General features: G+C 62.7%; 16 protein-coding genes and 1 tRNA gene. 8 read left to right on the top strand and 9 right to left on the bottom strand.

The window, feature by feature from the left end; genetic code table 11:
* The first annotated feature begins 80 nt into the window (after window positions 1-80).
* The gene (locus tag ACN50D_RS06495) at window positions 81-542 is read left to right on the top strand and encodes an SRPBCC family protein (protein WP_003940411.1); all 462 of its coding nucleotides are present in this window, start codon (window positions 81-83) and stop codon (window positions 540-542) included.
* A 2-nt stretch (window positions 543-544) separates the two neighbouring features.
* Here the strand turns inward: ACN50D_RS06495 and ACN50D_RS06490 are convergent, their stop codons facing one another.
* From ACN50D_RS06490 to ACN50D_RS06480, 3 genes are all read right to left on the bottom strand, one after another.
* Window positions 545-1,192, bottom strand: a complete 648-nt coding sequence (locus tag ACN50D_RS06490) for a TetR/AcrR family transcriptional regulator (protein ID WP_007730038.1) — start codon at window positions 1,190-1,192, stop codon at window positions 545-547.
* Between the two features lie 97 nt (window positions 1,193-1,289).
* Window positions 1,290-2,051, bottom strand: a complete 762-nt coding sequence (locus tag ACN50D_RS06485; RefSeq protein ID WP_003939707.1) for an SDR family NAD(P)-dependent oxidoreductase — start codon at window positions 2,049-2,051, stop codon at window positions 1,290-1,292.
* A 73-nt stretch (window positions 2,052-2,124) separates the two neighbouring features.
* Entirely contained in the window at window positions 2,125-3,270 is a 1,146-nt protein-coding gene (locus tag ACN50D_RS06480; RefSeq protein WP_007730036.1) for an acyl-CoA dehydrogenase family protein, read from the bottom strand.
* A gap of 140 nt (window positions 3,271-3,410) precedes the next feature.
* Between ACN50D_RS06480 and ACN50D_RS06475 the strand changes: the two genes are divergently transcribed.
* The 3 genes from ACN50D_RS06475 (at window position 3,411) to ACN50D_RS06465 (ending at window position 6,098) form a co-directional block, all read left to right on the top strand.
* Entirely contained in the window at window positions 3,411-4,010 is a 600-nt protein-coding gene (locus ACN50D_RS06475) for a TetR/AcrR family transcriptional regulator (protein WP_039973130.1), read from the top strand.
* 35 nt (window positions 4,011-4,045) lie between these two features.
* On the top strand, window positions 4,046-4,624 hold the full coding sequence (locus ACN50D_RS06470) for a hypothetical protein (RefSeq protein ID WP_211920958.1): 579 nt from the start codon (window positions 4,046-4,048) through the stop codon (window positions 4,622-4,624).
* A gap of 61 nt (window positions 4,625-4,685) precedes the next feature.
* Window positions 4,686-6,098, top strand: a complete 1,413-nt coding sequence (locus ACN50D_RS06465) for an FAD-binding oxidoreductase (protein WP_234551259.1) — start codon at window positions 4,686-4,688, stop codon at window positions 6,096-6,098.
* Between the two features lie 8 nt (window positions 6,099-6,106).
* On the opposite strand, the gene ACN50D_RS06460 is transcribed toward ACN50D_RS06465, so the two are convergent.
* Together ACN50D_RS06460 and ACN50D_RS06455 are read right to left on the bottom strand one after the other, a co-directional pair.
* Complete coding sequence (locus tag ACN50D_RS06460; protein ID WP_211920960.1) at window positions 6,107-7,348, bottom strand: RNA polymerase sigma factor; 1,242 nt, start codon at window positions 7,346-7,348, stop codon at window positions 6,107-6,109.
* A gap of 6 nt (window positions 7,349-7,354) precedes the next feature.
* Entirely contained in the window at window positions 7,355-7,699 is a 345-nt protein-coding gene (locus tag ACN50D_RS06455; RefSeq protein WP_211920962.1) for a YciI family protein, read from the bottom strand.
* A 140-nt stretch (window positions 7,700-7,839) separates the two neighbouring features.
* On the opposite strand from ACN50D_RS06455, the gene ACN50D_RS06450 reads away from it, so the two are divergent.
* The gene (locus ACN50D_RS06450; protein ID WP_003940372.1) at window positions 7,840-8,316 is read left to right on the top strand and encodes a DUF309 domain-containing protein; all 477 of its coding nucleotides are present in this window, start codon (window positions 7,840-7,842) and stop codon (window positions 8,314-8,316) included.
* Complete coding sequence (locus ACN50D_RS06445) at window positions 8,316-8,954, top strand: LON peptidase substrate-binding domain-containing protein (protein ID WP_211920964.1); 639 nt, start codon at window positions 8,316-8,318, stop codon at window positions 8,952-8,954. The genes ACN50D_RS06450 and ACN50D_RS06445 overlap by 1 nt, the downstream gene beginning before the upstream one ends.
* A 6-nt stretch (window positions 8,955-8,960) precedes the next feature.
* Here the strand turns inward: ACN50D_RS06445 and ACN50D_RS06440 are convergent, their stop codons facing one another.
* The 4 genes from ACN50D_RS06440 to ACN50D_RS06425 are packed head-to-tail and all read right to left on the bottom strand — an operon-like array spanning window position 8,961 to window position 12,724.
* On the bottom strand, window positions 8,961-9,776 hold the full coding sequence (locus ACN50D_RS06440; protein ID WP_030536568.1) for a mycofactocin-coupled SDR family oxidoreductase: 816 nt from the start codon (window positions 9,774-9,776) through the stop codon (window positions 8,961-8,963).
* 58 nt (window positions 9,777-9,834) lie between these two features.
* The gene (locus ACN50D_RS06435; protein ID WP_211920966.1) at window positions 9,835-10,461 is read right to left on the bottom strand and encodes a LutC/YkgG family protein; all 627 of its coding nucleotides are present in this window, start codon (window positions 10,459-10,461) and stop codon (window positions 9,835-9,837) included.
* Complete coding sequence (locus tag ACN50D_RS06430; protein ID WP_249342805.1) at window positions 10,458-11,978, bottom strand: LutB/LldF family L-lactate oxidation iron-sulfur protein; 1,521 nt, start codon at window positions 11,976-11,978, stop codon at window positions 10,458-10,460. The genes ACN50D_RS06435 and ACN50D_RS06430 overlap by 4 nt, the downstream gene beginning before the upstream one ends.
* Complete coding sequence (locus ACN50D_RS06425) at window positions 11,975-12,724, bottom strand: (Fe-S)-binding protein (protein ID WP_003940529.1); 750 nt, start codon at window positions 12,722-12,724, stop codon at window positions 11,975-11,977. The genes ACN50D_RS06430 and ACN50D_RS06425 overlap by 4 nt, the downstream gene beginning before the upstream one ends.
* A 98-nt stretch (window positions 12,725-12,822) precedes the next feature.
* Here ACN50D_RS06425 and ACN50D_RS06420 point away from each other — a divergent pair, with 98 nt between their 5' ends.
* Both ACN50D_RS06420 and ACN50D_RS06415 read left to right on the top strand, forming a co-directional pair.
* On the top strand, window positions 12,823-13,533 hold the full coding sequence (locus ACN50D_RS06420) for a FadR/GntR family transcriptional regulator (protein ID WP_030536564.1): 711 nt from the start codon (window positions 12,823-12,825) through the stop codon (window positions 13,531-13,533).
* A 53-nt stretch (window positions 13,534-13,586) separates the two neighbouring features.
* A tRNA-Met gene (locus tag ACN50D_RS06415) sits at window positions 13,587-13,660 on the top strand.
* The last annotated feature ends 49 nt before the right edge of the window (window positions 13,661-13,709 follow it).

The following is a 13,709-nucleotide window of genomic DNA, read 5'->3' as shown; positions in this document are numbered from 1 at the left end:
GTAGATCGCTCTTGCGCCGCCGCCGAACACGTCGGAGCCATTGGTTAGAGTCGGTGTTCACCGAAAGACAGGGACCAGTCATGATCCATGTTCGCCACACCGCGGTTGCTGCCGTGCCGGTTGATGTCGCCTTCGACTACATCGACAACTACCGCAATGTCCCGACGTGGATGTTCGGTGTTTCCGAGTTCACCCCGTTCGGAGAGTTCGATCAGGGACTCGGCGCCACGTTCGACGCGGCCATGCAGATCGGGCCGAGCACGTTGCGCTCCAAACTCGAGGTCACCGAGTGGGAGAAGAATCGAATCATCAAGCTGTCTTCGCTCGGCGGTGTATCCAACTCGTCCACGTGGGAGTTCGCCGCGATCGACGATTCCAAGACCGAGCTTTCCGTCGACTTCGCCTACAAACTGCCCGGCGGCATTGCCGGCAAGGCACTCGGCCGATTGATCGGGCCGTTCGTCGAAAACGCTGTCAAGAACAGCGAGGAAACACTGCGCCACAGCCTCGAGGAGCAGTTCGCGGCCCGCGGCGAAGGCTGAAACTACCCGCGGTCGCCTTCGAGTCCCAGCGCGTTGGCCCACACCTGAGTAGCCGTCTTGACGACGTCCTCGAACGGGACGGGGTTGCCGTCGGCGCCAGGTTCCTCGGAGACGAATGAACTGTAGGCAAGACGGCTCACCATCGCCGACAGTGCTCGGGAAGCCAACAGCGGGTCCAACGAGGCATCTGCCTTGCCAGCCGCTTGCAAGCGTTCGATGGCTCGGGCATTACGAGAAATGAAGGTCTCGGCTCGGTCCCGACGCAGTTTCGCGAAGGCCGGATCGATGTGCGATACCTGCTCGAGTAGGCCCATGAGTTTGGCGTTGCGGCGAAAAGCCGTCAGGTAGGCACGGTTGCTCGATTCGAGGACCGCATACGGATTGTCGACGTCGCGGACCCGTCCCATGCCGGGGTGCAGCATGTCTTCCTGCGCGACGTCGAGAACTGCGGCGAAGATCTGCTCTTTGTTGTCGAAGTAGGTGTAGAACGTGCCGGTGGAGCAGTTCGCTTCCTTGGTGATGTCCGTGAGACGGGCGTCGAGATACCCTGCGCGCTCGAACACCGTTCGAGCCGCTGCGACCAAAGAAGCCCTGGTCCGGACGCCGCGGGCAGTCACCGGCAGGTCACGCAGAAGCTCCGTCGCAGCCATGGATGGTGGCGGACGGTCTTCCCAGTTCTCCTGAGGTTCGGCGCGAGAGGTCACCAGCTACTTATACGGCAAAGCCGGCGACATCTCGGCATCGGCGTCAGGTGATGGTGATTCCTCCGTCGACGGCGATGGTCTGACCGGTGACGTATCCGCCGGCCTCGGACGCGAGCCACACCATGGTGGCCGCGAGCTCTTCCGGATCGCCCATGCGGCCGAGGATCAGGCGCGGAGCCATCGCGTCCAAGTAACCGTCGTTGTATTGGTCTGTCATTTCCGACTTGAAGAAGCCGGGCGCGATCGCGTTGACGCGAATGCCCTTGCGCGTTCCCCACTGCTGTGCGAGGTCGCGGGTCAATCCGACGACGCCTGCCTTGCTCGCCGCATAGGCGGCCTGCGGGAGTCCGGCGGTCGTCAATCCGAGAATGCTCGAGATGTTGACGATGGAGCTGCCCGGGAGCATGACGCGGCCGCAGGCCTGCGCTGCCCAGTAGGACCCATTGAGGTTGATGTCGATGACGGCGCGGAACTGGTCCGGGGTCTCGCGGGTCGCCGGAACGGCAGTTCCGACGCCGGCATTGTTGACCAGCACGTCCACGCGGCCGAACTTCTCCATCGCGGCGTCGACCATGTTCTGAGCCTGAGCCGGATCGACGATGTCGGTGGCCACGCACAATGCTTCGCGGCCTGCGTCACGCACGAGCTTGGCCGTGTCTTCGAGCTTGTCGACGCGGCGAGCAGCGAGGACGACGTCCGCGCCGGCCTCTGCTGCGGCTTTCGCGAACGCCACCCCGAGGCCCGACGACGCACCGGTCACGATGACCACTCGATCGGTCAGAGAGAACTTGTCGAGAACAGACATGCGCGGTGATGCTCCTGTGTCGTCGGGTTCGGGAAGTGGCGGTTGCAGTGACGTATCGACTGCAGTTGCGAAATTACAGGCCGAGATCGCGGCCGATGAGTTCCTTCATGATCTCGTTGGATCCGGCCCAGATCTTGGTGACGCGGGCGTCCATCCACGCGCGAGCGGCGCGGTACTCGGTCATGAAGCCGTAGCCACCGTGCAACTGAACGCAGTGATCGAGGACCTCGTTCTGCACCTGCGCGGTCCACCACTTAGCCTTGGCGGCGTCGATGGCGGTCAGCTCGCCGGCAGCGTGTGCCGCGACGCAGTTGTCGACGTAGGCCTGGGTGACCTCGATGCGGGTGACGAGATCCGCGAGAAGGAATTTGTTCCACTGCAACGAGCCGATCGGCTGACCGAAAGCCTTGCGGTCCTTGGCATATTGCAGCGTCTCTTCGAGGATCGGAGCGGCGTGCGCGATGTTGGACACCGCAGCGCCGACGCGCTCCTGCGGCAGCATTTCCATCATGTGGATGAAGCCGCGGTCGATCTCACCGATGATGTTGGTGGACGGCACGCGAACGTTCTCGAAGAACAGTTCGGCGGTATCGGACTCGTGCTGGCCGACCTTGTCGAGCTTGCGTCCGCGCTCGAAGCCTTCCATGCCGGTCTCGACGGCAAAGAGGGTGATGCCCTTGGACTTCTTCTCGGGACTGGTCCGAGCCGCCACGATCACGAGGTCGGCGTTGTAGCCGTTGGTGATGAAGGTCTTGGAGCCGTTGATGATCCAGTCGTCGCCGTCCTTGACCGCAGTGGTCTTGAGCGAGGCGAGGTCGGATCCACCGGAAGGCTCGGTCATGCCGATGGCCGTCAGCATCTCACCGGTGCAGAACTTGGGCAGCCAACGCTGCTTCTGCTCTTCGGTGGTGAGCTGAACGAGGTAGGGAGCAACGACGTCGGCGTGAATGCCGAAGCTCGAGGCAACAGCTGCACTGGCGCGCGAGAGCTCTTCGGCCAGAACCGCGTTGAAGCGGTAGTCGCCGGCTTCGCTTCCGCCGTACGCCTCCGGAACCTCGAGTCCGAGGAAGCCGTTGCGTCCCGCTTCGAGCCAGATTTCACGATCGATGAAGCGCTGGTCGATCAGCTTCTCTGCGACCGGAAGGATGTTCCGGTTGACGAATTCGCGAGCAGATTCGCGAAATGCCTCGTGATCGGGTCCGTACAGAGTGCGACGCATGACGAGTTGCTTCCTTTCGGCGTGGCAAAGCCACACGTAACGATGTTCCTAAGCATTCGCTTAGAATCTAAGCACCTGCTTATAGTGAATCGAGAGCGGGATATTGTCAACATCGAAATCCGTCACACCTGGAGGAAACCGTGAGCGATTCACCTGACGTGGTGATCAGCCCCTCCAAAGCTGCGGCCCGTATCCGCGCGGCAGCCGTGGACGCTTTTGCCTCTGCCGGCTACGGCGGCACCACCACCCGTGACATCGCCGCGCGACTCGACATGAGTCCCGCCGCCATGTACCCGCACTACCGCTCGAAAGAAGAACTGCTTTTCGCGATCAGCTTCGAAGGCCACACCGAAGCGTTGAAGGTGGTCGAGGGCGCCGACCGACCTGGTGAAGAACCGTCCGTTCGTTTGCAGGAACTGATCAGCACCTTCGCCAGTTGGCAGGCCGGGCACCATTCACTCGCTCGCGTTGTCCAGTACGAACTCACTGCCCTCACACCAGAGCACTACCGAACCGTCGTCGCGCTTCGCCGCAGCACGACGCGGGTGGTCCGGGAGGTTGTCGATGCCGGCGTGCAGTCGGGCGATTTCACGATCCCTGATGCCGAAGGCGTCACCCTCGCCTTGATGTCCCTGTGCGTCGACGTGTGCCGCTGGTTCCCGGCCGGCAACTACACGAATCCGGAAGACATCGGAAAACTCTACGGAGACCTGGCATTGAGGATGGTGGGCGCCGCCTGAATCAGGTGACACCGACCGCAGAAAGGACTCGGCCAGTGGCCAACCGCACCTATCTCTACTCGACTCCTGTTGCTCCGCATGAGAATCCGGCTGCCGCTCGCGCCCGAGGTCTCACCGGTATCTCCGAGTGGTCGTACGCGATACCGCTGGTCCCGAGGATCCTTGTGTCCGTGAATCCCTTCGCCCAACAGTCGATCATCTGGGACGACACCCCCGACCTGATCGCGGTCACCGCGCCCTGTGGTCCTGGTATCGCCCGGCTCGAAGACTTCCTCGGCCGAATCGATCACCCCGAACTCGGCACGATGGCCGGCGATGCGCTGCGTTTCCTGCGCAGCCACACCGAACCCGACCACTACTTCGTCCTCGAGTGCGGCGAGATCTTCGACATGGACGACGAACCGTTCGCCGAACAGGGCGCGGCCCTGATGACCGGTCTGGCGGACATCGACGCCGAGATGGAGGCGGCGCTGGCCACGCTCGCACCCGTCAAGCCAAGCTTCTGGGAGCGACTGTTCACGCCGACTCAGGAGAGCGTCGAGGAACCGCTACGCGAGCTCGGCCTCGGTTACTGGTCCGAGACCCTGTACTTCGATCTCGACGTCCCGCGATAGGCGAACCGAGCATCCATCGGTTTCAGACCGGGTGGTCCGCAAACAGGTACCCTCGGATTTCGTGCCCGACTACGCCACCGATCTGCCAACCGCTGCGTCCACCGTCCTCGGCGGTTGGGGTCGCACAGCCCGAACTACCTCGCATGTCGTTTCGACTCCTGATGTAGAGGCGATCGCGAAGGCCGTCGCCCGCGTCGCAGACGACAACGCGGACAAGCCGTTGCACCTCCGACGTGGAGTCATCGCTCGTGGTCTGGGCCGGTCTTACGGAGACAACGCGCAGAACACCGGCGGGTTGGTCATCGACATGACCGCCTTCCGTCGAATTCACAAGATCGATGCCGAGTCCCGTCTCGTGGAGATGGACGCGGGAGTCTCTCTCGATCAGCTGATGCGCGCGGCACTACCGTTCGGCCTCTGGGTCCCGGTTCTCCCCGGAACACGCCAGGTATCCATCGGCGGAGCGATCGCCTGCGATATTCACGGCAAGAACCACCACACCGAGGGCAGCTTCGGAAATCATGTCCGCTCGATGAATCTGCTCACTGCTGACGGCAGTATCCGAACCTTGGAGCCGCATGGCCCGACATCCGAGCTCTTCTGGGCTACCGTCGGCGGGATCGGACTGACCGGGATCATCCTGCGCGTCACCCTCGAGATGACGCCGACCGAAACGGCGTATTTCGCCAACGACGGCGCTCTGACCGCGAGTCTTGATGAAACCGTCGCTTTTCACAGCGACGGCAGCGAAGCCGACTACACGTATTCGAGCGCCTGGTTCGATGCAGTCAGTGCGCCGCCGAAGCTCGGCCGGGCCTCGATCACGCGTGGTTCGTTGGCGACCGTCGACCAGCTTCCGCTGAAATTGCAGAAGAATCCGTTGAAATTCGATGCGCCACAACTGTTCACGACACCGGATGTTTTCCCCAACGGCTTGATGAACAAGCTTTCGGCGTCAGCGATCGGCGAGTTCTACTACCGCACCGGCGGCAACTACGTCGGGAAGGTGCAGAACCTGACGCAGTTCTACCATCCGCTCGACCTCATCGGTGAGTGGAACCGTGCCTACGGGTCCAAGGGATTCCTGCAATACCAGTTCGTGGTGCCCGTCGACGCGGTGGACGAATTCAAGAGCATCATCCGCGATATCCAGCGTTCGGGACACTATTCAGCTCTCAACGTCTTCAAACTTTTCGGCGAGGGAAACGCAGCGCCACTGAGCTTTCCGATGTCCGGGTGGAACGTCGCCTTCGACTTCCCGATCAAGTCCGGCCTGGGTGAGTTCGTCGCCTCCCTCGACAAACGGGTACTCGAATTCGGCGGTCGCCTCTACACCGCCAAGGACTCTCGGACTACCGCAGCAAGTTTCCACTCGATGTATCCGCGAATCGACGAGTGGATCCAGATACGCAGAAATATCGATCCGACAGGTGTTTTCGTGTCCGACATGGCCCGAAGACTCGAATTGGTCTGAGGCGCCGATCAGTCGGAGATCTCACCCAACCGACGCTCCAGGTAGGCCCGCTCCGGTTCCGTACCAACCAGATTCAGCGCACGTCGGTATGCAGACATTGCCGCGTCGGTGCGTCCCAACCGCGCGAGCAGTTCGGCGCGTGCAAGGTGATACGGGTGGTAGTCGGTAAGTTTGGGCTCCGCTGCCAGTTCTTCCAAAGCTGCCAGCCCAACCTCCTCGCCGTCGCGCATCGCCAGCGCCACTGCCCTGTTGACTGCGACGACGGGCGAAGGCGTCAACGTGAGAAGCACTCCGTAGAGCGCGCAGATCTGTGGCCAGTCGGTGCTCTCCACATCTGCGGACTCGTCGTGCAATGCGGCGATGGCGGCCTGCACCCCGTACGGCCCCGGCGCTCCCCCGGTCAACGCGACTACGACGAGGTCGCTGCCTTCCTCGATCATCGGCTGGTCCCAAAACCCGCGATCCTGGTCTTCGAGGAGCACGATCCCGCCGGCGGCGTCGGTACGGGCATCCCGACGCGCGTGGACGAGAAGCATCAATGCAAGCAACCCGGCGATCTCGCGCTCATCGGGAAGCAATGCGCGCAAGATCCTCGCCAGCCTGATCGCCTCCACCGCCAGGTCGACGCGTTGCAGATCCGGACCCGAACTCGCTGCGTACCCCTCGGTGAACACCGAGTAGATCACCTGCAGAACACCGGGCAAACGTTCCGGGAGTTCTTCGGCGCTGGGAGTGCGGAAGGGAATCCGAGCCTGACGGATTTTCTTCTTCGCGCGCACGATCCGCTGCGCCATCGTCGCCGAAGGAACGAGGAAGGCCCGAGCGACTTCGGGCGTCGTCAACCCGCCGAGGCAACGCAAGGTGAGTGCGATTCGGTCGTCCTCGGCCAGCGCTGGGTGCGAGCAGGTGAAGAACAGCTGCAACCGCTCGTCGGGAAGTTCTCCGTCGACCGTGGGCGGCGCCGGGTCGGCACGATCGGCGTCCACCTGCATCACCGCCAATCGCGCCGCATAGGCCTGATCACGACGAAGCCTGTCGACGGCTTTACGACGCGCCGTGGTCAGCAGCCAGGCGCCGGGTTTAGCCGGCACTCCGTCCACGGGCCAGTGCACCAACGCGGCCTCGACGGCTTCGGAGGTGACTTCCTCGGCCAGATCCAGATCACCGAAGCGGCGGACGAGCGAGGCCAAGAGTCGTCCGCGTTCCTCCCGGAACACTGACTCGATGGAGTTCTCGGCCTGCTCGTCCACGGTGAATCAGTCCCCGAACCCGGCCAGTGGACGCACCTCGACGCTGCCGCCGTCGCGCGCGCCGGGGCACCGCGCGGCCCATGAAAGCGCCGCATCCAGATCGGGAACGTCGATGACGTCGTAGCCGCCGAGGATTTCACGGGTTTCTGCGAAGGGTCCGTCGGTGACGGTCTTTTCTCCGGACTGCGAGACCCGAACCGTCGTCGTAGTCGTCAGGTCGGCGAGGGCATCGCCGGACACCCAGATCCCGGCATCCTTCATTTCCTTGTCGTATTGCTGCCAGTCCTCGAACGTGCACTGGGGTTCGGTGTCTCCGCCGGGTGCGGTGTAGATGAGCATCATGTACTTCATGACTGACTCCTTGGTCTGTTGTTTCTCTTCCGGCTTTCTTGCCTTACAACATGACGACGAACGGTTCTCCCCGGAATCGACAGGCGACTCGAAAAAACTTTTGGCGAGTTCGGCCGAGGCGCTGCCGTTAGGCTGAGTGTATGACCGAACGCGACCGGGACGCCGCTGGGAAACCCCTCAATTCGCGGCCCCGTGACGGACTCGGACGTCCACTGCCACGCGACGCAGCGGGCGGTGTCCCGCGCATTCCGGACGATGTACGCCTGCCACCAGACGAGTCGATCACCGAGGCGCAGCGCCTCCTCGACCACGGCATGCCTTTCCACGCACACGAGATTCTCGAAGGAACGTGGAAAAGCGCGCCGCCCGAGGAACGTGACCTGTGGCAGGGACTGGCTCAGTTGGCCGTCGGGCTCACCCATCTGCTTCGGGGCAACAACACCGGCGCCGTCTCACTCCTCGGCCAGGGTCACGACCGCATCAGGCACTACGAGGTCGAGAGTCCGCACGGCCTCGATATCCCCGGTCTACTGACGTGGTCCGAGCACCTGCTCGCCGAAATCGATCGCCCCGGCGATTTCCCCGCCCCTCCGATTCCGAGGTTGAGAATCCCCTGATGCCCATCTTCCCCATGTTTCCGCTCGGCTCCGCTTTGCTACCGGGTGAGGTGTTGCCCCTGAACATCTTCGAACCTCGGTATCGCGCACTGGTCGAGAACGTTCTCGAAGCTGCCGACGGCCCACTGTTCGGAGTAGTGCTCATCGCTCGTGGCAACGAGGTCGGTGGCGGCGAATCACGTCACGACGTCGGCACTCTGGCTCGGATCGAGTCTCATGTCGCCATGGGTGCCGGGCGGTATCAGTTGTATTGCCGGACCGAAGACCGCATCCGGGTCAATCGATGGCTGCCGGACGATCCCTACCCACTCGCCGAGGTCGAATTGTGGCCTGACGAGAACAACGGAACACCAGTCACTGCTTACGAATACGACTCGCTCCTCGAGCGCATCGAGTTCATGTACGGAATGCTGGGAAAGCTCGCACTTCGGGCCGGCGAACAGACTCCGCGAATGCCCGTCCCACCGGATCCCTTGGATCCGCTGGGTTCTCGGCTGTATGCCCTCGCCAGGAGCATTCCAATGGGTGACGCCGATCGCCTGGCGATTTTGACCGCGCCAGGCGCCGACGAACGTATTCGCACACTCTCGGAGGCAGTCGAGAACACCATCGAGGTCGCGCAGTTCAATCTCCTCTGAGCGCAACTACGCCATCGTCTGACCCATGTCGATGACGATCTTCGTCCCGGTGACCGCGCGGGAGAGGTCCGTCGCGAGGTAGACGACGGCGTTGGAGATGTCCTCGACGGTGGTGCGCGGGACGGACGTGAGCGGCCACTTGTACGAGTTCATGTACTCCGGATGAGTAGTGAGTACCTTACCGACGTTGGGATCGTTGCCCATCTCGGTCTCCACCGCGCCAGGGTGGATGGTGTTGACTCGAATGTCGAAGCTTCCCAATTCCGTTGCAGCAGTGCGAGCCAAACCCACGAGGCCGTGCTTGGCCGCCGAGTAGTGCGCGCAGCCGGGCGCTTCGGCGACGCCGGCAGCACTGCTCACAATCACGATGGAACCACCGTTGCCAGCTTCGATCATTGCAGGAACCGCAGCTGTCATCGCGCGCCAGACACCATTGAGATTGATGTCCACCAGCGTCGACCACTGCTCTTCAGGCATCTCCCAGAAACGGTTCCACGTAGCGATGCCCGCATTGGCAATCACGACGTCGAGGCGACCGAACTTGTCGACGCCCGACGCCACCGCCGCACGCAGTGCCTCGAGGTCACGGACGTCCGCTACAGCGGTGACGATCTCGCGCCCCTCCGCTCGCACGAGACGAGCCGTTTCTTCGAGGTCGGCTTCAGTCGCGGCCGCGTAACCCACGTCTTCGGACACCGACGCGCACACGTCGACAGCGATGACGTCTGCACCTTCCTGCGCGAGTCGAATCGCGTGATTGCGTCCCTGACCCCGCGCTGCACCGGTGATGAAAACGACCTTGCCTGCCAACAGTTGTGTCATGGCCGGGACGTTAGACGCTGATGTGGCCCGCTGCCTCCGAGTTCCCGCTCGACGGGAATCAACCGTCGACGATGACGACGTGAAGATTCCTCGGACCATGGACACCTTCGACGCGCTCGAGTTCGATGTCGGAGGTCGCCGACGGGCCGCTGATCATGGTGGTGGGGCGCTCCGGTGTCAGCTTCGCAATCGCCTCCGGCACTCCCACTTCCACACTGCTGCGATACACGACGCAGATGTGTGTGTCCGGTACCAGCGTCAACGCACGGCGTCCCTGCGATGGACCGGCGTCGAGGAAGATGGTGCCGGTTTCGGCGCACGATACCTTCGAGCCGGTGACAACGGCGTCGAGGTTCTCGAGTTCAGGAGCCGGTACGTCCGGGCTGTCCACCACCAGCGTTCCGTCGAATCCGGCTACCCATGATCGGTCGAGGCCGGCGGGGATCCCCAGAGTGTGTAGTCCGTGCTCTCTCAGTATTCCGGCGACGGCCTCGGCGATTTCTGTTGCAGCGCAATGGTGAACGTGCGCCTTGTAGTCCACCAGACGGTCGACGAACAAATCGATGAGTTCCCCGTCGGACTTGGTTCTGCCAGTCCGGTAGTTTCGCGGTATCTCGCCTTCGCGGGCGGGCGCCAAGGTGATGGCATCACGAATGCGTCCGAGCACCACTTCACGTGAATTCATCTGTCCGCCTTCCCGTCACGACGAGCCTCGTCCAATGCCGCGCGGCCTTCGTCGGAGTCCCACCAGGATCGGAAGGTCTGCTTGGGCGGTGCGGGAATGTCTCTGGCAGCTGTCCAACCGTTCAATGGAGGTGGCAACGTAGAGATCTTCCCTTTCCTGCCGGCCACGACGCGTCCGAGCCCGGCAGCTTTCTGAGCCAACGTCCACCGGCCCTCGGTCGACATCGCCAGAGAGGCGGCTTTCATCGCCAAAGACTCTGCTGTGACACCGGATTGCTCGACCTTTTGGTGACGCAATTCGACGAGCAGCGAGGGTATGTCGATCTTGACCGGGCAGGCGTCGAAGCACGCACCGCACAGACTCGAGGCAAAGGGAAGCGTCGAGTTGGGATCGTCTTTGCCATGCATGCCCGCGAGCTGCGGAGTCAGCACCGCGCCGATCGGTCCCGGATAGGTCGATCCGTAGGCGTGACCGCCGGTGCGCTCGTAGACCGGGCACACGTTCAGACACGCCGAGCACCGTATGCAGCTCAGGGCTTCCCTCCCGATCTTGTCGGCAAGCGCGGCAGTCCGACCGTTGTCGAGGAGGACCAGGTGGAACTCCTGTGGACCGTCGTCGGGCGTGACGCCGGTCCACATGGAGGTGTACGGGTTCATCCGCTCCCCCGTCGAGGACCGCGGCAGCAGTTGCAGGAAGACCTCCAGATCCTGATACGTCGGCAGAATCTTCTCGATGCCCATCACGGTGATCAGTGTTTTCGGCAGCGTCAGGCACATTCGCCCGTTGCCCTCCGACTCCACGACGGTCAGAGTGCCCGTGTCCGCGATGCCGAAATTGGCGCCGGAGACGGCGACCGGCGTCGTCATGAACTTGTGGCGCAGAAACTTTCGTGCAGCAGCGGCAAGTTCGGCCGGGTTCTCCCCGAGGTTCGGATCGACATCTGGCATCTCTCGAAGAAATATCTCGCGAATCTCGGACCTGTTGCGATGGATCGCGGGAACCAGGATGTGCGACGGTTTGTCATGGCCGAGTTGGACGATCAATTCCGCGAGATCGGTCTCGTAGGCGGTGATTCCGTGGGCTTCGAGATGCTCGTTGAGACCGATCTCCTGCGTGGCCATCGACTTGACCTTGATGACCTCGTCGGAGCCGGTGGCTTTGACAAGTTCGGTCACAATGGCGTTGGCCTCGTTGGCATCCGCCGCCCAATGCACATGCCCACCGCGCGCGATGACTGCAGCCTCGAACTGTTCGAGCAGTTCCGGCAACCGCGCCATGACGTCGGCCTTGATCGCCGAACCCGCGTCACGCAGCTCTTCCCAATCGGGCAGCTCTCCAGTCACGTTGATGCGCTTGGCACGGATGGTGTGCGTCGCCTTGCCGATATTGCGTCGCAGTTGCGCGTTGGCCAGCTCGTGATGTGCTGCGACGGGGAATTTCTCAGTACCTCGCAGGAACCCTGCACCCTCGGGCGACCTCGGCGGGAAGCTGGGCAGACCCAGCGTCATAGCGCTCATGCGTGCACCCGGCTTTCCACCGACGCCAGAATCTCCGCGAGGTGAATGGTCTTGGCGCCCATCTGCAGTCGTGACATACCGCCGCCGATGTGCATGAGGCAGGACGAGTCTCCGGCGCTGCAGAATTCGGCGCCGGTGTCCGCAACGTGGCGAATCTTGTCCGCCAGCATGGCCGTCGAAGTCTCCGCATTCTTGATGGCGAAGGTGCCGCCGAATCCACAGCAGGAATCTGCTTCGGGGAGTTCGACCAGATCGATGTCGCGGACGTTGCGCAACAACTGAAGTGGCTTGTCCCCCACCCTCAGCATCCGCAGTGAGTGACAGGTCGGGTGATAGGTGACTCGGTGCGGGAAGTACGCGCCCACATCGGTGACCCCGAGAACGTCTACGAGGAATTCGGAAAGCTCGTACGTCTTTGCCTTCACGGTCTGCACCTGTCCACACAGCGACGCGGTGCCGTAGCGCTCGGCGACGATCTCGTGTTGATGACGGACCGAGCCGACGCACGACCCCGATGGTGCGACAACGGCGTCGATCGACGCATCACCGAAGGTATCGGCGTAGTTCGCGACCAGCGGTAGTGCGCCCGGCTGATAGCCGGTATTGACGTGCATCTGCCCGCAGCAGGTCTGCCCGGACGGAAACACGACGTCGTGCCCGAGACGGGTGAGCAGGAGGGCGGTGGCCTTGACGGCGTCGGGAAACATCGTGTCCCCGATGCAGGTGGCGAACAGCGCTACTCGCATGTGGTTCCCCGCAATCTGTCGGTGTGGTCTGACCACAGTAATACATCCCCGTACAGGCCACCCCATAAACGGCGTCCACCCGGTTATGCTCTTGCCTCATGCCGACCGAGCCGAGCCCGCGAGCGTGGGAACAAGTACTGAGCCACCTCGAACGTCGGCTGGTTTCAGGCGAGGTGTCTCCTGGCCAGCGCCTGCCGGGAGAGAGAATTCTGGCAGCAGAGTTGGGCGTCGGACGGTCATCGGTCCGAGAAGCGTTGCGGGTCATGGAAGCACTCGGCCTCCTCAAGGCGCAGACTGGATCCGGCCCGACATCCGGCGCGATGATTGTTGCCAAACCGACCGGCGGTATGACCATGCTGATGCGGATGCAGGTTGCAGCACAGGGCTTTCCGGTATCGGACGTAGTGAAGACACGACTCGTGCTCGAATCCGAGGTGATGCAGTCCCTGGCATCGCGGACCCCGACGCCCGACCTCCGCGCGGCCGTCGAACTGCTCGACTCGATGGAGGACGCAGCTCTCTCGGCCGAGGAATTCTTGCTACTCGACGCACAGTTCCACGTGGCGCTCGCCGACGCGGCGGGCAATCAGGTGATCGCAGCCATGATGACCGGCCTGCGCGAGTCCATCGAGGCCTACGTTCTCGCGGGCGTCCAGATCGACAGCTGGCCGAGCACCTGCATGCGACTGCGTGACGAACACCGAGGATTGGTAGATGCGGTCAACGCGGGTGACGGCGAACTCGCACGTCAGCGCATAGTCGGCCACATCCGCGGTTACTACTCGGAAAGCGCGCACTCCAGCCGGTGACAGGGGGTGGTAATTGCGCCTCCAGAAGTCGTGTACTGTTGGTTTCACACCGACGCGGGGTGGAGCAGCTCGGTAGCTCGCTGGGCTCATAACCCAGAGGTCGCAGGTTCAAATCCTGTCCCCGCTACAAAGAAGAGGCCCGTAGGTTGCGAAAGCGACCTACGGGCCTTTTGCTG

The sequence above is a fragment of the Rhodococcus sp. SB1D genome, from assembly GCF_048573875.1.
GTDB lineage: Bacteria > Actinomycetota > Actinomycetes > Mycobacteriales > Mycobacteriaceae > Rhodococcus_F > Rhodococcus_F qingshengii.
This window is presented reverse-complemented; position numbering and strand designations above follow the sequence as displayed.